Annotated in this window: 22 protein-coding genes; 5 read left to right on the forward strand and 17 right to left on the reverse strand. The window is 60.8% G+C overall.

What is annotated here, in order from left to right; all coding sequences use genetic code 11:
• Positions 1-37 precede the first annotated feature (37 nt).
• The 14 genes from miaB to dnaK form a co-directional block, all read right to left on the reverse strand.
• Positions 38-1,489 carry a tRNA (N6-isopentenyl adenosine(37)-C2)-methylthiotransferase MiaB gene (gene miaB / locus B0E33_RS09575; protein ID WP_077293212.1) on the reverse strand — a complete coding sequence of 484 codons (1,452 nt, stop codon included), beginning with the start codon at positions 1,487-1,489 and terminating at the stop codon, positions 38-40.
• A gap of 198 nt (positions 1,490-1,687) precedes the next feature.
• The gene (olsA, locus tag B0E33_RS09580; protein ID WP_077291048.1) at positions 1,688-2,554 is read right to left on the reverse strand and encodes a lyso-ornithine lipid O-acyltransferase; all 867 of its coding nucleotides are present in this window, start codon (positions 2,552-2,554) and stop codon (positions 1,688-1,690) included.
• Positions 2,547-2,996 (reverse strand): Fur family transcriptional regulator, encoded by a 450-nt coding sequence (locus tag B0E33_RS09585; RefSeq protein ID WP_031268709.1) that lies wholly within the window; start codon positions 2,994-2,996, stop codon positions 2,547-2,549. Before B0E33_RS09585 ends, olsA begins: the two co-directional genes overlap by 8 nt.
• A gap of 54 nt (positions 2,997-3,050) precedes the next feature.
• Positions 3,051-3,539, reverse strand: a complete 489-nt coding sequence (gene rimI / locus B0E33_RS09590) for a ribosomal protein S18-alanine N-acetyltransferase (protein ID WP_022999124.1) — start codon at positions 3,537-3,539, stop codon at positions 3,051-3,053.
• Positions 3,536-4,228, reverse strand: coding sequence for a tRNA (adenosine(37)-N6)-threonylcarbamoyltransferase complex dimerization subunit type 1 TsaB (tsaB, locus tag B0E33_RS09595; RefSeq protein WP_416384111.1), 693 nt, complete (start codon positions 4,226-4,228; stop codon positions 3,536-3,538). Before tsaB ends, rimI begins: the two co-directional genes overlap by 4 nt.
• Positions 4,229-4,393: 165 nt before the next feature.
• Positions 4,394-4,951 (reverse strand): NifU family protein, encoded by a 558-nt coding sequence (locus B0E33_RS09600; RefSeq protein ID WP_031268711.1) that lies wholly within the window; start codon positions 4,949-4,951, stop codon positions 4,394-4,396.
• A 190-nt stretch (positions 4,952-5,141) separates the two neighbouring features.
• Positions 5,142-5,636 (reverse strand): universal stress protein, encoded by a 495-nt coding sequence (locus B0E33_RS09605; protein WP_031268712.1) that lies wholly within the window; start codon positions 5,634-5,636, stop codon positions 5,142-5,144.
• An 89-nt stretch (positions 5,637-5,725) separates the two neighbouring features.
• The gene (hslU, locus tag B0E33_RS09610; RefSeq protein WP_022999128.1) at positions 5,726-7,030 is read right to left on the reverse strand and encodes an ATP-dependent protease ATPase subunit HslU; all 1,305 of its coding nucleotides are present in this window, start codon (positions 7,028-7,030) and stop codon (positions 5,726-5,728) included.
• A gap of 3 nt (positions 7,031-7,033) precedes the next feature.
• The gene (locus B0E33_RS09615) at positions 7,034-7,552 is read right to left on the reverse strand and encodes a GNAT family N-acetyltransferase (protein ID WP_077291049.1); all 519 of its coding nucleotides are present in this window, start codon (positions 7,550-7,552) and stop codon (positions 7,034-7,036) included.
• A gap of 6 nt (positions 7,553-7,558) precedes the next feature.
• The gene (gene hslV, locus B0E33_RS09620; protein ID WP_006935406.1) at positions 7,559-8,119 is read right to left on the reverse strand and encodes an ATP-dependent protease subunit HslV; all 561 of its coding nucleotides are present in this window, start codon (positions 8,117-8,119) and stop codon (positions 7,559-7,561) included.
• A gap of 174 nt (positions 8,120-8,293) precedes the next feature.
• Positions 8,294-8,869, reverse strand: coding sequence for an NADPH-dependent FMN reductase (locus B0E33_RS09625; protein ID WP_055657064.1), 576 nt, complete (start codon positions 8,867-8,869; stop codon positions 8,294-8,296).
• A 125-nt stretch (positions 8,870-8,994) separates the two neighbouring features.
• The gene (locus tag B0E33_RS09630) at positions 8,995-9,660 is read right to left on the reverse strand and encodes a class I SAM-dependent methyltransferase (RefSeq protein ID WP_077291050.1); all 666 of its coding nucleotides are present in this window, start codon (positions 9,658-9,660) and stop codon (positions 8,995-8,997) included.
• Positions 9,661-9,765: 105 nt separating this feature from the next.
• Entirely contained in the window at positions 9,766-10,896 is a 1,131-nt protein-coding gene (dnaJ, locus tag B0E33_RS09635) for a molecular chaperone DnaJ (RefSeq protein ID WP_022999133.1), read from the reverse strand.
• A 161-nt stretch (positions 10,897-11,057) separates the two neighbouring features.
• Positions 11,058-12,980, reverse strand: a complete 1,923-nt coding sequence (gene dnaK / locus B0E33_RS09640) for a molecular chaperone DnaK (RefSeq protein WP_022999135.1) — start codon at positions 12,978-12,980, stop codon at positions 11,058-11,060.
• A gap of 355 nt (positions 12,981-13,335) precedes the next feature.
• Between dnaK and B0E33_RS09645 the strand changes: the two genes are divergently transcribed.
• From B0E33_RS09645 to B0E33_RS09655, 3 genes are all read left to right on the forward strand, one after another.
• Entirely contained in the window at positions 13,336-14,169 is an 834-nt protein-coding gene (locus tag B0E33_RS09645) for a glycine-rich domain-containing protein (protein WP_077291051.1), read from the forward strand.
• A 19-nt stretch (positions 14,170-14,188) separates the two neighbouring features.
• The gene (locus tag B0E33_RS09650) at positions 14,189-14,812 is read left to right on the forward strand and encodes an alpha-ketoglutarate-dependent dioxygenase AlkB family protein (RefSeq protein WP_077293213.1); all 624 of its coding nucleotides are present in this window, start codon (positions 14,189-14,191) and stop codon (positions 14,810-14,812) included.
• Between the two features lie 97 nt (positions 14,813-14,909).
• Entirely contained in the window at positions 14,910-15,221 is a 312-nt protein-coding gene (locus tag B0E33_RS09655) for a hypothetical protein (protein ID WP_077291052.1), read from the forward strand.
• A gap of 61 nt (positions 15,222-15,282) precedes the next feature.
• Here the strand turns inward: B0E33_RS09655 and B0E33_RS09660 are convergent, their stop codons facing one another.
• Positions 15,283-15,753, reverse strand: coding sequence for an OsmC family protein (locus B0E33_RS09660; protein WP_077291053.1), 471 nt, complete (start codon positions 15,751-15,753; stop codon positions 15,283-15,285).
• 81 nt (positions 15,754-15,834) lie between these two features.
• Between B0E33_RS09660 and B0E33_RS09665 the strand changes: the two genes are divergently transcribed.
• Positions 15,835-16,455 carry a GntR family transcriptional regulator gene (locus tag B0E33_RS09665; RefSeq protein ID WP_077291054.1) on the forward strand — a complete coding sequence of 207 codons (621 nt, stop codon included), beginning with the start codon at positions 15,835-15,837 and terminating at the stop codon, positions 16,453-16,455.
• Positions 16,456-16,478: 23 nt separating this feature from the next.
• On the opposite strand, the gene ubiB is transcribed toward B0E33_RS09665, so the two are convergent.
• Complete coding sequence (ubiB, locus tag B0E33_RS09670) at positions 16,479-18,059, reverse strand: 2-polyprenylphenol 6-hydroxylase (protein ID WP_077291055.1); 1,581 nt, start codon at positions 18,057-18,059, stop codon at positions 16,479-16,481.
• Positions 18,060-18,062: 3 nt separating this feature from the next.
• Positions 18,063-18,866 (reverse strand): bifunctional demethylmenaquinone methyltransferase/2-methoxy-6-polyprenyl-1,4-benzoquinol methylase UbiE, encoded by an 804-nt coding sequence (ubiE, locus tag B0E33_RS09675; protein WP_077291056.1) that lies wholly within the window; start codon positions 18,864-18,866, stop codon positions 18,063-18,065.
• Positions 18,867-19,107: 241 nt separating this feature from the next.
• On the opposite strand from ubiE, the gene mutM reads away from it, so the two are divergent.
• Positions 19,108-20,001 (forward strand): bifunctional DNA-formamidopyrimidine glycosylase/DNA-(apurinic or apyrimidinic site) lyase, encoded by an 894-nt coding sequence (gene mutM / locus B0E33_RS09680; protein ID WP_077291057.1) that lies wholly within the window; start codon positions 19,108-19,110, stop codon positions 19,999-20,001.
• Positions 20,002-20,074: the final 73 nt, after the last annotated feature.

Below are 20,074 nucleotides of genomic sequence, written 5' to 3' on the forward strand. Positions count from 1 at the left end.
ATGAAGAGTGGCTGTCGCGCGTCAAATGACGTCTCCTTTAGGCCGCCGGAGCCGGGATGCGTCCGGACCTTCCAAGATCATCTTGCCCCGCAATCAGCCGCCCGAACAGGGAATTGGACCCGATGTCGACGATTTCCACCGCTTGTATCGACCCGATGAGGTCTTCAGGTGCATCCAGTTGTACCGGCTGCAACCACGGCGACTTGCCGACCAGCTGTCCGGGATTGCGGCCGGTCTTCTCCAGAAGTACATCGCAGGTCATGCCCAGACGCGAGGCGTTGAACGCCTTCTGCTGCTCGGCAACCAACGCCTGAAGCGCGGCCAGCCGTGCGGACTTCACGTCCTCCGGCACCTGTTCGTCCATGGTCGCGCCGGGCGTACCGGGCCTGGAACTGTATTTGAACGAGAAGGCCGAGCCGTAGCCGACCTGTCGAATCAGATCCATCGTGTCTTCGAAATCCTGGTCGCTCTCGCCCGGGAAACCGACGATGAAATCGCCTGAGAGCGCAATGTCGGGAGATACCTCGCGAATGCGGTCGATCAGGCGGAAATACTCATCGCGCGTGTGCCGGCGGTTCATCGCCTTCAGGATCTTGTCGGACCCGGACTGCACCGGCAGGTGCAGATACGGCATCAGGCTTTTCAGGTCCCGATGCGCCTCGATCAGGTCATCATCCATGTCGCGCGGATGGCTGGTGGTGTAGCGCAGCCGGTCCAGACCGTCGATTTCCGCCAGACGACGCAGCAACCGGCCAAGACCCCAGACGGCACCGTCCGGCGAAGTGCCGTGATACGCGTTGACGTTCTGGCCCAGCAGCGTGATCTCTCGTACCCCGGCCGCGGCCATGCGTTCGGCTTCGCTGACGATCTGTTCGACAGAGCGGGAGACTTCGGCCCCGCGCGTGTAGGGAACGACGCAGAAGGTGCAGAACTTGTCGCAGCCTTCCTGCACGGTCAGGAAGGCGGATGGCGGGCGTTTGAGAACCTGCTTTTCGGCACGTTCCGACAAGTGATTGAACTTGGCGTCGATATCGAACTCGGTCTCGACAACCTTGGAGCCTGCGCGGGCCTTTTCCAGAAGGGACGGCAGCTGATGATAGCTCTGCGGGCCCACCACAAGATCGACAATCGGCGCCCGGCGAGAAATTTCCTCGCCCTCCGCCTGCGCAACGCAGCCGGTGACACCCACCATCATGTCCTTGCCGGATTTAGCCCGCTCTTCCTTGACCTTGCGGATGCGGCCAAGCTCCGAATAGACTTTCTCGGCTGCCTTTTCACGAATATGGCAGGTGTTCAGAATGACAAGATCCGCGTCTTCCAGATCGTCCGTCGCCTCGAATCCTTCCGGTGCCAGCACATCGGTCATGCGCTCGCTGTCGTAGACGTTCATCTGGCAGCCATAGGTACGCACGAACACCTTGCGGGTGTTTCCGCCCTTGCGGGCGTCTGTCATATCGGCGGCGGAAACGACGGTGACGTTCGTTTCCATGTCTTGTTCAGGGCGGCTTGTCATTCGCTCCTCGTGGGGCTCCTCATGGCCTTGATACGCTGGCCTTTTTCAGGCGGCCGGATGTCGTGAATGTCGGTACCTTCATCGGGTAGTTTACCCGGCACAGGCACAGGATCGATCCGTCCTTCATGCCCGGGACCCGCGCCTGAGACCGGCGGCGGACGGCACCTTGCAAATTCAGGCGCCAGCTTTAGCGGTTTTTTCCGCGTTTGAGAAGAACTCGAGTGTCTCGATTTCGCTGAAATCTTCGGTGTCGACCGGCTTTTGCAGCAGCGAGGCTATCGTCATGGCCCGAACCTCCGTTTCCAGACGGCGGGTCAGGGCTTTCCGGTCCGTTGTCCGATCAACCAGAACCGGCTCGCCCCAGCGCACCACCACGTCGAGTGCACCGCGCGAAAAGATGCCCCACAGATGGCCGGCGAGTTCCATATCGCCATACCAGGCGACATGCGGCCGATGGGCCCGGCCCATCGGCAGGCCGTAGAAGCCCTGATAGGCGACCGAAAGCGGCTGCACCCAGACTTTCGAGGTTTCGTCCTCGCCGACCGCACGGGTGGCGGCGCCCAGTAGGGCCGAGCGAAACGGCAGGACGCAATTGCCGTCGTTGGAGGTACCTTCGGCAAACAGGACCATCGCGTCGCCGGCAGCCATGCGAACGGCGATGGCATCGGCAACCTGGGCGGTTTCCGTGCGCCGGGTGCGATTGACGAACACCGTGCGCTGAAGCTTGGCGAACAGGCCGAAAATGGGCCAGCCGGAAACCTCGGACTTGGCGATGAAGGAGAGAGGCATCAGCGAGCCGACCACGGTGATATCGACCCAGGATGCGTGGTTGGAAGCGATCAGCAACGGCCGGTCCACGGCAGGGGCCCCGATCTGCTCGATCTTGATGCCCACAAGCCGGGTGGCGATCCGGTGCCAGAGCTGGGGCAGTTTTCGCTGCATCTTCAGCCCGAGCTTCACCGCCAGCCACTGAAGCGGGATCAGCACCAGCGAGACCAGCGTCAGAAGGAAGATGATAACCCCGGCCTTGAGTTCAGCCATCGCCCTGATTATCCTTCGGGACATCGAGCGGGACGCCATAAAGTTCCAGCCGGTGATCGACCAGACGGTAACCCAGCTTCTTGGCGATGAATTCCTGCAAGGCCTCGATTTCCTCGTTGCGGAACTCGATGACCTGACCGGAGCGCAGATCGATCAGATGGTCGTGGTGCTCGTCCGGAACGGTTTCATAACGCGACCGGCCGTCACGAAAATCGTGCCGTTCGATCATGCCGGCGTCCTCGAACAGCTTCACCGTACGATAGACCGTCGAAATGGAAATGCCGGGATCGATCGCCACGGAGCGGCGGTAGAGTTCCTCGACGTCCGGGTGCTCGTCGGACGCGGCTTCGATGACGGAGGCAATGACGCGACGCTGTTCGGTCATGCGCATACCTTTTTCGATGCACAAGTCCGCTAGCGTTGATTGCCGCTCTTCCGCCATTGCGATGCCGTCCGCTGTCTGTTTCCGATACCGTATCCGTTTCCGCTACAGCGCTTAACCAAGATCGACGCGCATGACAAGCGCGGTGCCGTCTCCTCCACTGTCGCTGTAATAGCCTTTGCGGCTGCCGACTTCCTTGAAGCCGAGCGCCCGATACAGCAGCAGAGCCGGTTCGTTGGCTGCGTCCACTTCCAGAAAAAGATGTTTGCAACGTTCACCGTATAGCCGGAACAGGCCGGCTTCCATCAGCTTCTTGCCGATGCCACGGCCGCGCTGGCGCGGGTGAACCGCAATGGTGATGACTTCGGCTTCATCGGCAACGGTGCGCACGATCAGGAAACCAAGCGGTGCGCGCGTGCCATAGGGGCTCGCCCGGCGTGCCACCAGAAACATCGTTCCCGCGTGCGCTTTCATCCGTGCAAGCTCGTCCGTATTCCATTTGTGCTTGAAACAAAGCGCGTGGATGTCGGCAATCTTCGGTAGATCCTCGTCCAGCGCCTCTTCTATCACCGGCGGCTGGGTCCAGAACCACCAAAAACTCATTGCCGTTCTATCCTTCCCTTCGTTTGCGGCGTCGCATCGGGCGGCCGCAAATAGAGTGGCGAAGGGGATGACCTCGAAGGATCGGCGGAGATCCCCAGTTCCGCGACATCCCGAATACCCGGGAAAGTGCTGCGGGACAATATCGCGCTTTCCGGAAGTCCAAGCTCCCTCGCGATTTTTTCCGATGCCGATCCTGCCAATCTTATGTCCTTGGGCAAGTTCGCCGCAAGATCTGCGATGGTACGGACACCGGCTTCATCGGCAGCGGTGCCGGACGCATGATAAAGCTGGCAGTAGACCTCGTCTGCCTTTCCCGTCAGTGCCACCAGCACGGGACCGCCGTCATCCCCTGGTACGGCGGAACGGGCAATGGCTGCCAGTGTCGTTACGCCGACAACCGGCTTTCCGAGCACGAGACCAAAGCCGCGGGCAACCGCCAGTCCGACGCGAAGGCCGGTAAAGCTGCCGGGTCCGATGGTCACGGCAACGCGGTCGAGCTCGGAAAAGGTGGTGGACGACTCGGCCATGACCTCACCGATCATGTCCATCAGCTTCTCGGCATGGCCGCGGCCGATCTCCTCGCCGCACGCCTCGAAACACGCGGTTTCGACACCGTCGTCGAGAACGGCGGCGGCGCAATTGGCAAGGGCTGTATCGATGGCGAGGACGCGCATTCCGGTTTGGCTCATGGTTTTCGTGTCCCACATGCCACTACCCCGCCCCGGCCCGCGAGTCGAGCGGGGCTTTGGACCTAAGTCCAAAGGGGGGCTTGCCTTCCACAAAGAATGGGAGTCGAAAATATTAAAGGCCCGGACAAGAGGCCGGGCCTTTGAAATTCTTCAGGAATGCTCCGATCAGATCGGGCGGACTTCCTCGACTTCCGGAACGAAGTGACGCAGCAGGTTCTGGATGCCGTGCTGCAGTGTTGCCGTGGATGACGGGCAGCCGGCGCAGGCACCGCGCATGGACAGATAGACCACGCCTTCCTTGAAGCCCTTGAAGGTGATGTCGCCACCATCCTGCGCCACAGCCGGACGCACCCGCGTTTCCAGGAGTTCCTTGATGGTGCTGACAGTGTCCGCGTCACCTGCCTCGAAGAATTCTCCTTCCTCGATATTTTCCGCTTCGCTGGTAGCCATGACCGGCTGTCCGGACATGAACTGCTCCATGATCACGCCCAGGATGGCGGGTTTCATGTGCTGCCAGTCGGTTTCGTCCTTGGTCACGGTCACGAAGTCGTGGCCGAAGAAGACCGCCACCACGCCCGGCACGTCAAACAGTTTCTGTGCAAGAGGCGACACCCCGGCGTCGGTCCTGGAGCGGAAATCGTAGGTTCCCTCCGGCAGGACAACCCGTCCCGGCAGGAATTTCAGTGTCGCCGGATTGGGAGTGGCTTCGGTTTGAATGAACATCTTGTCTCGTCCTTGCGCTTCAGGTCGCGCCCATGTTGCCGGCTTCGTTTTGCGCCTCACCTCCATCGCAAAACGCCGATGAATGTTTCTAACGTATCTCTCGGCAGTTTGGAACCGTTAAAAACTAGATAGGTGCAGATCCTGCCTGGTCAAGCCGTCTTCTTGAATCCGGCAGCCCTGCGATCGCTCGTCAAGCCAGAGCGGCGATGGAATCATCATCCAGGTTACCCGGCACGATCGTCACCGGAATGGGGAAGGTTCCCGCGGATTTTCCGGCGATCGACGACACCAGAGGTCCCGGCCCTTCAGAGCCCGTGCTGGCCGCCAGGATCAGGATCGCGATGTCGGCATCCGCCTCGATCAGCTCCATGATCTCCTCGGCCTTTGTCCCTTCCCGCACCACCGATTCCGGTTCGGTACGGGCAACGGACCGCACGCGCTCGGCGGCTTTCGCAAGCGCCGCCTCGGCTTCTTCCTGGGCTTCCGCCCGCATGATGTCTTCAACCCCCAGCCAATGCTGGAAGTCGCCAGGCGCAATGATGAAGACCAGCGTCACGACGCCGCCGGTCCGGGCCGCCCGTTTTGCGGCATATACGATCGCCCGGTCACATTCGGGCGTCTCGTCGACCACGACCAGAAACTTCCGGCGGTGGCCTTCCTCGTTGCTTTTTCTGATAGCTACCATGGGCCGCATGCTGCCACCGGTCCGCGCACTCCGCAAGCGGCGAAATCGCCGCGCACGGAGCGCTCAACCGGTGTCTTTCCGCATGCCTCCTAGAGGATGAACTTCGACAGGTCGACGTTCTTGGCAAGGTCGCCGATGTTGTCGCGAACGAATTTGCCCGTGATCTCCACCTCTTCACCCGGACGGTCCGGCGCCGTGAAAGAAATCTCGTCGAGAATGCGCTCCATCACCGTCTGCAGGCGGCGGGCACCGATGTTCTCGACAGAGGCATTGAGATCAACCGCAATCGAGGCGATCTCGTCGATGGCATCCTCTGTGAAGTTCAGTGTGACCTTTTCCGTTTCCATCAGCGCCACATACTGCTTGATGAGGCTGGCTTCCGGTTCGGTCAGGATCGCGCGGAAATCGTCCTTGTCGAGCGCACGCAGCTCGACCCGGATCGGCAGGCGGCCCTGCAGCTCCGGCAAAAGGTCCGAAGGCTTGGCGACGTGGAATGCACCGGAAGCGATGAACAGGATGTGGTCGGTCTTGACCGGTCCGTGCTTGGTGGAGACGACCGTGCCTTCGATCAGCGGCAGCAGGTCACGCTGCACGCCTTCACGAGAGACATCGGCTCCCGCACGGCCTTCACGGGCACAGATCTTGTCGATCTCGTCCAGAAAGACGATGCCGGAATTCTCGACAAGTGAAATTGCTTCTTCCACCACCTTGTCGTCGTCGAGCAGTTTGTCGGATTCCTCGTTGATCAGGAGCTGGTAGCTGTCGCGAACGGTGGTGCGTTTGGTCTTGGTCTGGCCGCCGAACGCCTTGCCCAATAGGTCGGAGACATTCATCACCCCGACGCTGGCACCCGGCATGCCCGGCAGATCAAAGCTCGGCATCTGTGCCTGGGCCCGGACCTCGACCTCGATTTCCTTCTCGTCCATCTCGCCATTGCGCAGCTTGGTGCGGAAGCTGTCCCGGGTCGCCGGGCTTGCATTCTTGCCGACCAGCGCATCCAGCACGCGTTCCTCGGCCAGCATGTGCGCCTTGGCCTTCACCGCTTCGCGCTTCTGGTCGCGCACCAGCGTGATGCCGGCTTCCACCAGATCACGGACAATCTGCTCCACGTCGCGGCCGACATAGCCGACCTCTGTGAACTTGGTGGCTTCCACCTTGGTGAAGGGGGCATTTGCGAGCTTTGCCAGACGGCGGGAAATCTCGGTCTTGCCGACGCCGGTCGGGCCGATCATCAGTATGTTCTTCGGCAGAACTTCCTCGCGCATCTGGCCTTGCAGCTGCTGGCGGCGCCAGCGGTTGCGCAATGCAATTGCGACCGCGCGCTTGGCATCTTTCTGGCCGACGATGTAGCGGTCGAGTTCGGAAACGATCTCACGCGGAGAAAAATCGGACATTGTTTAAGACACGCCTTCTTTACTTACGAGTTCCATCAGCAGGCAGTCGCCGGTGCGTCCCAGAAGCGCTTCGATCTCCTGAAAGCCCGCCTTGCGATAGGCCTTCAGGGCCCTGAGATTGGCCGGATCCGGATCAATGATGATCCGCTCGTGACCCTCCTCGCGCAACTGGTGGACAAACGCCTGCAAAGTTCTTGTTCCAAGTCCCCGGGACAGATCTTCCTCGAATGCAATCGAGAGGTCGACACCGACGGCCTCGGCCGGCAGCCGCTCCAGCCAGGGATAATCCGCCGCAAATGCGCTTCCCTGCTGATCGCCGACAAACCAGACCTGGATATAGCCCTTGTCGATACCGTCTTCCTGGAAGATGAAGGGCCGGGTCGTATCCCTGCCTTCGACCATGTCACGGATGTTGCTCAACTCTTCGTCCGGATCGCCCCACCATTGCCGCCAGTGCGGCCGCGCCAACCAATTCGCCAGCATGGGCAAATCGTCGGCGGTGACGGGGCGAAACGAAATCATCGGCCCTTACTCGGCCGTATCCAGCGACTCGACCGTCACGCTGGCGTTCGTGTAAACGCAGATTTCGGCTGCAACCGCCATCGCCTTGCGGGCTATGGTTTCTGCGTCATAGTCGGTATCTGCCAGGGCACGTCCGGCCGCAAGTGCATAGTTGCCGCCAGAACCGATACCCATGACACCCCCTTCGGGCTCCAGAACGTCGCCGGTACCGGTCAGCACCAGCGACACGTTCTTGTCGGCCACCAGCATCATCGCTTCCAGCCGGCGCAGATAGCGGTCGGTCCGCCAGTCCTTGGCAAGTTCCACGCAGGCGCGCATCAGCTGGCCGGGGTACTGTTCCAGCTTCGCTTCAAGGCGCTCGAACAGGGTGAAGGCATCGGCGGTTGCGCCGGCAAAACCGGCAATAACCTCGCCCTTGGCCAGCAGGCGTACCTTGCGGGCGGTGTGCTTGATCACGGTCTGGCCGAGGGAGACCTGGCCGTCACCGGCGATCACCACCTTGCCACCCTTGCGCACCATCATGATCGTCGTACCGTGCCACTGGGCCGGTTCGCGCGTTTCGCTCATTCAATCCTCTTGGCAATCTTCATGGTCATCTTGTCTGCCGCCCTATGTAGGCGGCAAATCCGGTATTTCCAAGCAGTCAATGGGATGCGGCCCTGTTAAGCCCGGCTATGGAGCCGGCCGAAATCGGCTCAAGACACACATTTTCAGGGCGATTTCTGCCGGCAATTCGAAGCCTCAGTGCGACATCTCGATCCGGGTTGCCCGCAAAAGTGCGTCCACCAGCTTGTCGAGCTGGCCGCCTGCCCGTTCATCGGAAAGTTCGCCCTTGTCGTCGAACGCGCCCGCCGCTTTCGGTACGGCCACCATCTGCGGCAGGACCATTGCTCCAAGGCCGACTTCCAAAATGGTGCGCATGCCGATCAGACCGCGCATGCCGCCGAACGCGCCGGTCGAAGCTGCACCGAGTGCAAAGACCTTGGTCTTGTAGGGATCGCCCGGTTCCTTCACGCGGCTGATCCAGTCCAGGGTGTTTTTCAGCAGCGGCGAGATGCCGGCGTTATATTCCGGACAGGACAGAAAAATACCATCCTGCGCCAGGAACAAGCGTTTGAGTTTCCTGGCATTTTCCGGAACGCCATTCGTATCTTCCAGATCGCCGTCGTAGATCGGCAACGGATAGTCCTTCAGCGACAGATGCGTCACCTGAGCATCCAGGATCGCAAGTTTCTTGGCGGCCAGCGCCGTCAGTCTGCCGTTGAAGGAACCGCTTCGGACCGAGCCCGAGCAAACGAGGATCTTCGGATTGCGCATCAGAACCTACCCTACAAATGTCCGGCTCGCGCGTAGCACCGCGGTGAACCGCCTGAGGGCAAGTTTAGGGCGCTTTTCGGGAAATGGGAGTGCTTCCTGCCCGCTGTCCCCTGCCGTCTGAGCCCTCAATGGGCCTTGCGGTAAACCCAGACGCGTGCCGGAGGCAGGTTTTTCCAGACCCAGTCCGAACTGAAGACGGAGACAGAGCGGTTGTCCGGCTTCACCGGAGCGACCAGCCCGTAGGAAAACTGGATGAAGGGCGCGCCCGGTTTCAGAATTTCCAGAGCTTCCGCCAGCAGCGCCTTGCGGACCGTTTCCGGTCGCGTCAGCAGCGGCAGGGACGAGACGATGCCATCAAGCGAATGGCGCTGGTCTTCCGCAGCCGACGACAGTGTATCGCCGGCGCGCGAAAGGGTCGCGCCAAGGGCGTAGGCATCACCCTGGACAATTTTCAACCCGGGGTATCTGCGGGTCAGCAGTTCGCAAAATTCCGGGCAATACTCGATGAGCCTGAGCTGCTGGGAGGAAAATCCACGGTCCAGAATCGCCTTCGTGACGACGCCGGTACCCGGCCCGAGTTCCACAACCCTTGAATGGGGACGCGGTGTCAGAAAGGACGCCATCTTGGCGGCGAGCTCTGGCCCGGAAGGGGCGACGGCACCGGTTCTAAGCGGGTTCTGAGCCCAGGAACGGATGAATTTGACTTCATCGAGCACCTTCGCCCGAACGGCACTTGCCTTCTCAAGCTTTTCCCGAAAAGCTTCCCGGCGCGAGCTATTGCGTTTCAGCATCTTTCCTCACTCACATCCCCCACGCGGGGAATATAGGAGTGATTGCAATAAGATGCCATGGGCAAGCGCACATATTGCACGCATACGTCACCCTTTGCAGACTGCTTATGCACCGAGATTATCGATGAAATCCTTCACCTTGGAGAAAAACCCAGCCGATTCCGGGTGGTTTTCACCGGAGGATTCCTTCTCGAATTCCGCCAGAAGCTCACGTTGGCGCCGGGTCAGATTGGTCGGTGTTTCGACCGTGACCTGAATATACATGTCGCCGTGCTGGCTGGAACGCATGATGGGCATGCCCTTGCCGCGCAACCGGAACTGCTTTCCGGTCTGGGTGCCTTCAGGCACCTTCACGCGGCTGGTCGACCCTTCTACCGTCGGCACGTCGAACTGACCACCCAGGGTCGCGGTCGACATGGAAATCGGCACGCGGCAGTAAAGATCGGCGCCATCGCGCTGGAAAAGCTCGTGCGGCCTTATGGAGAGGAAGATATAGAGATCGCCTGCGGGGCCACCGCGCACGCCTGCTTCACCTTCACCTGCCAGCCGAATACGGGTTCCGTCCTCGATACCGGCCGGAATGTTGACCGACAGCGTGCGCTCCTGGGTCTTGCGTCCGGAGCCGCTACAGCTTTCGCACGGATCGGTAATCACCTGGCCGCGTCCCTGACAGCTTGGACAGGTGCGTTCCAGCGTGAAGAAGCCCTGCGCGGCACGCACGCGGCCTGCCCCGCCACAGGTGCGGCAGGTCGTCGGGCTGGTTCCGGGCTTTGCGCCCGAACCGGAGCAATCGTCGCAGGTAACGCTGGTGGGAACCTCTATCTCCACCGTCTTTCCGGTGAAGGCATCCTCCAGCGTGATATCCAGATTGTAGCGCAGGTCCGCGCCACGTTCGCGTCCGCCCGACCGGCGGCCACCGCCGCCACCCATGCCGAAGAATTCCTCGAAGATATCGGACATGGTGGAGGAAAAGTCGTGAGCGCCGGCACCGCCGCCGCCAAAACCACCGTTTTCGAAGGCCGCATGGCCGAAACGGTCATAGGCCGCACGCTTCTGGCTGTCCTTCAGCGTGTCATAGGCCTCGTTGACTTCCTTGAACTTGGCTTCGGCGGCCTCGTCGCCCGGATTGCGGTCCGGGTGAAATTGCATGGCCATCTTGCGGTAGGCGCTTTTCAGCGCTTTTTCGTCCGCCTCACGCGAAACACCCAGCACCTCATAGAAATCACGTTTCGACATCAAGATCTTCCGGTCTTGTTGTTGCACCGCTGGCGGCCTGGCAAATGCCGGCGCCAATTACGGCGAAGGCGCCGCGCACAAGTGCCCTTTCATCAGGCAGTCGAGCGACCGGCGCCAGGATTGGACCAGCCAGCCGGAACCCGGCTGGCTGGTATTTTCGGTTATGCGGATTTTTTGTCGTCGTCTTCTTTGACTTCTTCAAAATCCGCATCAACGACATCGTCTTCGGCCTTGGCTTTCGGATCGGCTTCCTCGCCGTCTTCTGCCTGGGCGTCAGCCTGAGCTGCCTGATACATGGCTTCGCCAAGTTTCATGGAAGCTTCTGCCAGAGCCTGGGTCTTGGCCTTGATGTCTTCCAGGTCTTCACCTTCAAGAGCAGACTTCAGGGAGGCGAGCGCGGTCTCGATCGCGGACTTGTCGTCCTCGGAAACCTTGTCGCCGTAGTCCTTCAGGGACTTGTCGGTGGAATGGACCAGGGATTCACCCTGGTTCTTGGCTTCCACCAGTTCCTTCCGCTTCTTGTCCTCATCGGCGTGGGATTCAGCGTCCTTGATCATCTGGTCGATGTCGCTGTCGCTGAGGCCGCCGGAGGCCTGGATGCGGATCTGCTGTTCCTTGCCGGTGCCCTTGTCCTTCGCGGACACGTTGACGATACCGTTGGCGTCGATGTCGAAGGTGACTTCGATCTGCGGAACGCCGCGCGGTGCCGGCGGCAGGCCGACCAGGTCGAACTGACCGAGGATCTTGTTGTCCGCAGCCATTTCGCGCTCACCCTGGAAGACGCGGATGGTCACGGCCGTCTGATTGTCTTCAGCGGTCGAGAACACCTGGCTCTTCTTGGTCGGGATCGTCGTGTTGCGGTCGATCAGACGGGTGAAGACACCGCCAAGCGTTTCGATGCCGAGCGACAGCGGGGTCACGTCGAGCAGCAGCACGTCCTTGACGTCGCCCTGCAGAACGCCGGCCTGGATCGCAGCGCCCATGGCCACGACTTCGTCCGGGTTCACACCCTTGTGCGGGTCCTTGCCGAAGAAGGTCTTCACGGTTTCCTGGATCTTCGGCATGCGGGTCATGCCGCCGACCAGAACCACTTCGTCGATTTCACCGGGAGCAAGACCTGCGTCCTTCAGAGCGGCTTTCATCGGCTCGATGGTGCGCTTGACCAGATCCTCAACCAGCGACTCGAACTTGGCGCGGGTGAGTTTCAGCGTCAGGTGCTTCGGACCGGAAGCGTCCGCCGTGATGAACGGCAGGTTGATTTCGGTCTGGGAAGAGGACGACAGTTCGATCTTCGCCTTTTCCGCAGCTTCCTTCAGGCGCTGCAGGGCCAGCTTGTCGTTCTTCAGGTCGATGCCCTGGTCCTTCTTGAACTCGGACGCGAGGTAATCGACGAGAACCATGTCGAAGTCTTCACCGCCGAGGAAAGTATCGCCGTTGGTGGACTTCACTTCGAAGACACCGTCGCCGATTTCCAGGACGGAAACGTCGAACGTACCGCCACCAAGGTCGTAGACCGCAATGGTTTTACCGTCGTTCTTGTCGAGACCGTAGGCAAGCGCTGCTGCCGTCGGCTCGTTGATGATGCGCAGGACTTCAAGACCCGCGATCTTGCCGGCATCCTTGGTTGCCTGGCGCTGCGCGTCGTTGAAGTATGCCGGAACGGTGATCACCGCCTGGGTCACTTTTTCGCCGAGATAGCTCTCTGCGGTTTCCTTCATCTTCTGAAGGATGAAAGCGGACACCTGGGACGGGGAGTATTTGTCGCCGTTGGCTTCCACCCATGCGTCGCCATTGTCGGCCTTGACGATTTCGAACGGGACAAGCTTCTTGTCCTTGTCGACGGTCGGATCGCTGTACCGGCGACCGATCAGGCGCTTGACTGCAAAAAGGGTGTTGGTCGGGTTCGTGACCGCCTGGCGTTTTGCCGGCTGGCCGACGAGACGCTCGCCATCGTCGGAGAAGGCCACCATCGACGGGGTGGTGCGGGCGCCTTCTGCGTTTTCAATTACCTTGGAATCCTTGCCGTCCATGACGGCGACGCACGAGTTCGTCGTGCCGAGGTCGATACCAATGACCTTTGCCATATCTGCCTCTCTTTCTAGCAAACCGGATAGACCCAAAAAGGCGTCATTCCGGCTCCTCTCAGTTGGGTTCCGGGTTCCCCCGGACATCGCGCCAGAACGCTAGGCTCATGATTTGGCGCGAAGCTTGACCGCTATATAGGTGGATGAAACTTTGCCTGCAAGACATCTGTCCACTGACATTTCACAGACCTTCCGTTCTTCGCCGATATTTCTTCCCAGATCGTTACCAGCATTGTCAGCTTTGCGAATTCCACATGCAATCGGCACATGGAGGCGAGGTTTTGCTCAAACCTTGCGGACAATACGGTTAACATCGGCCCGTCACCGCAATGGCAACGCGGAAAGGAGACCCGAATTGCAAGACCCCAGCCTCTGGAATCGGCTTCAAGCCTGCCACCCAGACGATGTGGAAGCGGATTTCCCGTTCTCCTCGCGCCTTGCCCGTGACAATGGCTGGAGCAAAAGCTTCGCGGGACGGGTCGTTGTCGAATATCTACGGTTTGCCTATCTCAGCCGGCTTGGTGAAGGCATCGTGACGCCGAGCGATGAAGTGGACCAGGCCTGGCATCTGCACCTGACCTACACCAGACATTACTGGGGCCCATTCAAGGAAGCGCTCGAAGGTCCGCTGCACCACATGCCGACAAAAGGCGGCCCGGAACAGGAAGTCCGGTTCCGGCAGGCCTATGCAAGAACACTCCGGCTCTACCGGTCGGAATTCGGCGCCCCGCCTGTGGACATCTGGCCACCGGAGGAAATCCGGTTCGGCAAGGCGCCGGGCTTTGTCCGCGTGAATGCGCAGGATGTGTGGATCATCCGCAAGCCGGACTGGCCGAACCAGCTTACAAGACTTGCCGGGAAGGCTGCGAATGCGCCCACCGCCGTCCACTGCGCCCTGCTGGCCGCCATGTCACTTCTTCTGGGCACCAGGCTGGCCTTTGCCCATGGCGAGGCGCAAGGCGATACTCTCGTCGAGCGACTGCGCAACATGGTCTGGCACTGGGCCACCATGCACACGGCCGAATTCCTGATTTCCCTGTTCATCATCGCCGTGGTGCTGATCATCCTCTTCAAGAAATCGACCGGTGGAAATTCTTCCGGGTGCAGCTCAGGCTGCGGCACCAGCAGCAGCGGTGACGGAGGCGGCGGTGGCAGCTCCGGCTGCAGCGGTTGCGGCGGGGGCGACTGACGACCGGCGACAATTGACCATGCAGGAAATTCCCATAAACGGCCTGAGCGGGCTTTATTATCTGCCGGGTTATTTCGACCGCGAGGGCCAGGAACAGCTCCTGGCACATATCCGCGCGATCGTCGCCGAAGCGCCCTTGTTTCAGCCGGTGATGCCGAAAACCGGAAAGCCCTTTTCGGTGCGCATGAGCAACTGCGGGCCGCTCGGCTGGGTGTCGGATATCCGAGGCTATCGCTACCAGCCGGCGCACCCCGAAACCGGCCGGCCATGGCCGGCCATGCCTGATGCCTTGACGCACCTGTGGAAGGACGTTACCGGCACGGCGCCACCACCCGAAGCCTGCCTGATCAATTTCTATGATCACAGTGCCCGCATGGGCCTGCACCAGGACAGGGATGAACAGATGTTCGAAGCCCCGGTCGTCTCGGTTTCCCTGGGAGACACTGCGACCTTCCGTGTTGGCGGCGTGAACAGGAAGGATCCGACCAAATCCTTCCGCCTTCAATCCGGTGACGTCGTCGTACTCGGCGGCGAGGCTCGACTTGCCTTTCACGGTATCGATCGCGTGTTAAAGGGAACTTCGACGCTTCTGAAAAACGGCGGCCGTATCAACCTGACCCTTCGGCGCGTCACGGCGGAATAGAAATGCGGGATCAACCAGTCAGCCAACTCGAGACGGTTTTTATCGTTCTGCCAGGAAGTCCGGATTGCACCGCTGATTGTCTTGAAGGCACAAATTCATGAACGTGAACATTGCGCATTTGAAGACGCTCAAGCCGGTACCAATCGAGGAATTGGAAAAGATGCATACCGCCAGGCTTCTCAGCCGCTTGAAGCGCTTGAGAAGCTTGCACGCCACATTTGAAGCCAGCGACTGGCTGCTTGAGGAGCGCAATGCGGTCGAGCAAGCCGGACTGATTGCCTTCAAGAATACTGAACTTTGGTCAACCGCCTTTGAAGAAGTGAAGCGACTACTTGCACAACGGGAACACTTGCCTCGTGGCGGCAAGGCACGCAGGCAGAGCGCTGCCCACAAAAAGCAGAACAGATAGGTTTCCAACCTACGGGTTTGCTTGAAAATGGGCTTCTTCTGCGGCCTTTCGGCATGCGCCATCAGGCTTCACGATAAGTCGCCTCGAAGCTCACCGGAAAATTCACCGAGCGGGCAATGAAGCAGACCTTGTGGATCTCGTGGTGGATCGCGTCGGCCGTTGCCAGATCCGTACCCTTGGGCACGGTGATGACCGGCTTCAGCTCAGCGCGCAGAAAACGGCCAGCACCCGAGGGCTCTGTTTCCCCCATCGCTTCCGGCGCGTCCTCGTATCCCATGACGGCAATGCCCGCATCGCTTGCCAGATGCAGGTACCAGAGCATGTGGCAGCTCGCCAGGGAGGACAGGAGCAAGTCCTCCGGATTATGGAGCGTGGGATTTCCGCCCAGTAGCGGGTCGTTCGAACAGGAGACCGGAGGCTTTCCAGCCGTTCGTATCTCCCAGGTTCGGTCATAGGACCTGTAACTCTTCGTCCCCTCGCCCCGGTTTCCCGTCCAGTGGATGAGGGATGTGTAGCCGTGCTCTTTGCTCATGCTTCCTCCGAAATGTATACATTTATACATTTTTGATTTACAGGCTGCTGTCAAGGCTCTATTGAAATTTCGGGAGGCGCCATGTCCGCAGAAAAAATCGCAGCCACGCTCGAAACCGATATCGTCTCCGGGATCTTCCGGCCGGGTGAGGAACTGAAACAGGGAGAGCTTGCTGCTCGCTTTTCGGTCAGTCGCATTCCCGTGCGCGACGCCCTGCAGCTGATGGCCGCCCGGGGCCTGATCGACCTTGAGCGCAATCGACGGGCTCGAGTGATCAGTCTTACCCACGCGGAGATTGATGAGGTCTACCATCTGCGCGTGCTTCTGGAGACCGATTGCCTGCGGCAATCAATCCGGCGGCTGGAAGCAGACGATCTTGCGAAGATTGGAGCAGCCCTTGCCCACTCCAGCATCGACGCGGCAACCGACCGGTGGGCCGACGGCGACTGGGCCTTTCACAAGAGCCTTTACATGCCTGCAAGACGCCCAAGAGAGCTGGCAATGATCGAGGATCTTCGACGGACCTGCCGCATTCATATTGCCGGCTACGGCGTTCTGCCGACACTCACCGACAGGTGGCTGAAGGACCATGAAGACCTGGTGGCAGCGATGAAGTCACGCGCGGGGGACCAGGCGGCAGACATTCTGGCCCGCCATATCGCGGACGCGCGACAGACATTGCTGCAAGCAATGCCCGGCTGAACCTTCAAAGTGCCAGCCGAGCCTCAGAAAAGCATGTAGGTCGCCACGACCGCGCAGGCGGCAATGACCCACAAGGCAACCCGCCCCGAGCGGGTGTGACGTGCCTCTGCACGACCAATTGCTTCGGCTGTCTCGTCGTCGAACCTGAGGCCGCCCTGTGTCATCCTTTCCAGCTCTTCCGACATCCGACCGATCCTGTCGGCAAAGAGCGGCATGTCGTTGGCAATGCGCGCCAGTGCCGACAGCGCATCACCGGCATCACGCAGTTTGCCGACCGGGCCAAGGTTGTCCTTGATCCAGGTGCCGACAACGGGTTCAGCCGTCCGCCACATGTCCAGATTGGGATTGAGCGAACGCGCCACGCCTTCGACCACGACCATGGTCTTCTGCAACATGATCAGCTGGGTCTGGGTGCTCATCTCGAAGAGTTCCGTCACTTCAAACAGCTGGGTCAGCAGGCGGGCCATGGAGATTTCGCTGGCATCGTGACCGTGGATCGGCTCGCCGATGGCACGGATCGCCTGGGCGAACATGTCGACATCCTGATGCGCGGGCACATAGCCGGCCTCGAAATGCACCTCCGCCACCCGTCGGTAGTTGCGGGTGATGAAGCCGAACAGGATTTCTGCCAGAAACCGGCGCTCGCGCTTGTTGAGACGGCCGATGATGCCGAAGTCGACGGCAACCAGGGTGCCGTCGGGCTCAACGAAGAGATTGCCCTGGTGCATGTCTGCATGAAAGAAGCCGTCGCGCAGTGTGTGGCGCAGGAAGCTCTGGATGACGGCAGCCCCCAGCGCTTCCAGGTCATGGCCATCTTCCTTGAGACCCTCGACGTCCGACATCTTGCGGCCGTCGATCCATTCCATGGTCAACACGCCCTTGGCGGTGCGCAGCCACTCGACAGCCGGAACGCGGAACCCCGGATCGTCAGCGGTGTTCTCGGCCATTTCCGACAGGGCCGCGGCCTCCAGACGGAAGTCCATTTCCATCGCGACCGACTGGGCCAGCGTGTCCACGACCGCAACCGGCCGAAGGCGCCGCGAGGGCGGATGGAACCGTTCGGCCAGGCGGGCGACGAGGTAGTAGCTTTCGAGATCGCGCTGGAAGCGGCGGGAAACGCCCGGCCGCAGCACCTTGACCGCAACCTTTCGCTCCGTGCCGTCCTGATCGAGGATCACGGCCGGATGAACCTGGGCAATCGAGGCAGCGGCAACGGCTTCGCCGAAGGACACGAAGACCTCATCGAGCGGCTTGCCAAGCTGCTCGGCTACCGCGGCGCAGGCCGCATCATGATCGAACGCCGGCAACCGGTCCTGAAGGGCTGACAGTTCGCGTGCGGCTTCCTTGCCGACCACATCGGCCCGGGTCGCCAGGAACTGGCCAAGCTTCACATAGGACGGCCCAAGCTTGTTCAGCGCGTCGGACAGGCGAAGGTCTGCCCGCTTGTTGCGAACCGACCGACGCTCCAGAAGCCGCGCCATGGCAATGGCAAACCGAGGCCCGGCCGGCAGGTCCGGAAGCGAAACGAGGCCGAAAACGCCCTCGCGCGCCATCACGAAACCCGCCCGCGCCAGGCGGAGAAAAGGCATCACGGGAAGGGCCATGTATCAGAGTTTCCAGCCGTAATGCAGGGCGGCGATACCGCCGGAGTAGTTGCGGTAGCCGACACGCTCGAACCCGGCTTCGCGGATCATGTCCGCAAAACGTTCCTGGTTCGGGAAATTGCGGATCGATTCCACCAGATACTTGTAAGGGTCACCGTCCCCTGTCACCCAGCGGCCCATGGCCGGGATCGCGTTGAAGGAAAAGGTGTCATAGACCTTGTCAAGCATCGGCACGTCGACTTCGGAGAACTCCAGACACATGAAGCGGCCACCCCGCTTCAGAACCCTGCGCGCTTCCCGCAGCGCCTTGGGAATGTCCGGCACGTTGCGGATGCCGAAGGCGATCGTATAGGCATCGAAACTCTTGTCGGGAAACGGCAGCTCCTCGGCATTGCCCTGGCTGAAGGTGATGAGATCCGACAGACCGGCCTTTTCGGCCCGGTCGCGGCCGACGCCGAGCATGCTTTCGTTGATGTCGCACACCACGGCACGGGCCGTGTCGTTGGACCGGCGAACCACGCGGGTGGCGATGTCGCCGGTTCCGCCGGCCACATCCAGCAGCCGCCAGTTGGAGGCAGCTGTCTTGGGCGGTGCCAGGAACGAGACCATGGCATCCTTCCAGACCCGGTGAAGGCCGCCGGACATGAGGTCGTTCATGAGGTCGTAGCGCTCGGCAACCTTGTGAAACACATCGTCCACCAGTGCCTGCTTTTGCCCTTCGGCAACCTTGGTAAAGCCGAAACTGGTCGGCATTTCTTCCGGTGCGCGGTTCGACCTGACCGAATGCCCCTGTGCCTGTTGCGTCATGAAAGCGCCTCCAAGATCACCCCGCGCCGCGACAAGACTGCCGGGCGGCGGCGGGTTCGATCACTTCTTACCCGTTGGACAAGCCACCTGTTGAAAGAGCTGGCGGATTGCCGTTTCGAAACTATCTTCAAAGTGCGCCGGACCATAGTACAAGCCATTGGCGAGCGCTATCTGTGCCGGCCACCAAAAACCATATGCCGCAGGCCTATAGCCTGCCATGACAGCGGATACCAGACCTCTCATGCCCGAACTCCCGGAAGTCGAAACCGTCAAGCGCGGCCTAGCCCCCACTTTCGAAGGGGCTCTGATTGCCAAGGTCGACCAGAACCGGCCGGACCTGCGCTTTCCTTTTCCTGACGGTTTCGCCGATCGATTGACCGGACGAAGGCTGACCGTGCTTTCGCGCCGGTCGAAATACCTGTTGGGCGATGTCGACAGCGGCGATGTGCTGGTCATGCACCTTGGCATGTCTGGATCGTTCCGGATCGAAAACGATCTTTCCGCGGATACGCCGGGCGCCTTTGTCCATGCGCGCAGCAAGGACCCGAAACACGACCACGTCGTCTTCCATCTGGAGACCGTTGACGGCGGGCGAGCCCGGATCGTCTACAACGACCCGCGCCGGTTCGGCTTCATGGATCTCATTGCCCGTCCCGTGCTCGCAGACCATCCCTTTTTCCGTGAGCTCGGCCTGGAGCCTCTCGGCAACGATCTGGGCGGCGAAACACTGGCGCGGCTTTTCAATGGCCGGAAGACGCCGCTGAAGGCGGCCCTGCTCAACCAGAAACTGATTGCGGGCCTTGGCAACATATATGTGTGCGAAGCGCTCTGGCGCACCGGGCTCAGCCCGGAACGGGCTGCCGGCACGCTGGTGACGAAAACAGGCAAGCCGACAAAAAAGGCGGAAGAACTGGCCGCCAATATCCGCGCCACCCTGGAAGACGCCATCCGGGCGGGCGGGTCCTCGCTGCGCGATCACACCCAGGCAGACGGCACACTTGGCTACTTTCAGCACTCGTTTGCCGTCTACGACCGCGAAGGCCAAGCCTGCCGGACACCAGGCTGCAAGGGCACCGTCGCCCGGCTGGTCCAGTCCAACCGGTCAACCTTCCACTGCCCGGCCTGCCAGAGCTGACTTGTCCTATCGGTCAAGCTTGCCAGACCCGCCCGACCTCGGGTAGGCATTGCCGGTGAAGTACACGTCCAGG

It is taken from the genome of Roseibium algicola (assembly GCF_001999245.1).
GTDB classification, from domain to species: Bacteria; Pseudomonadota; Alphaproteobacteria; order Rhizobiales; family Stappiaceae; genus Roseibium; species Roseibium algicola.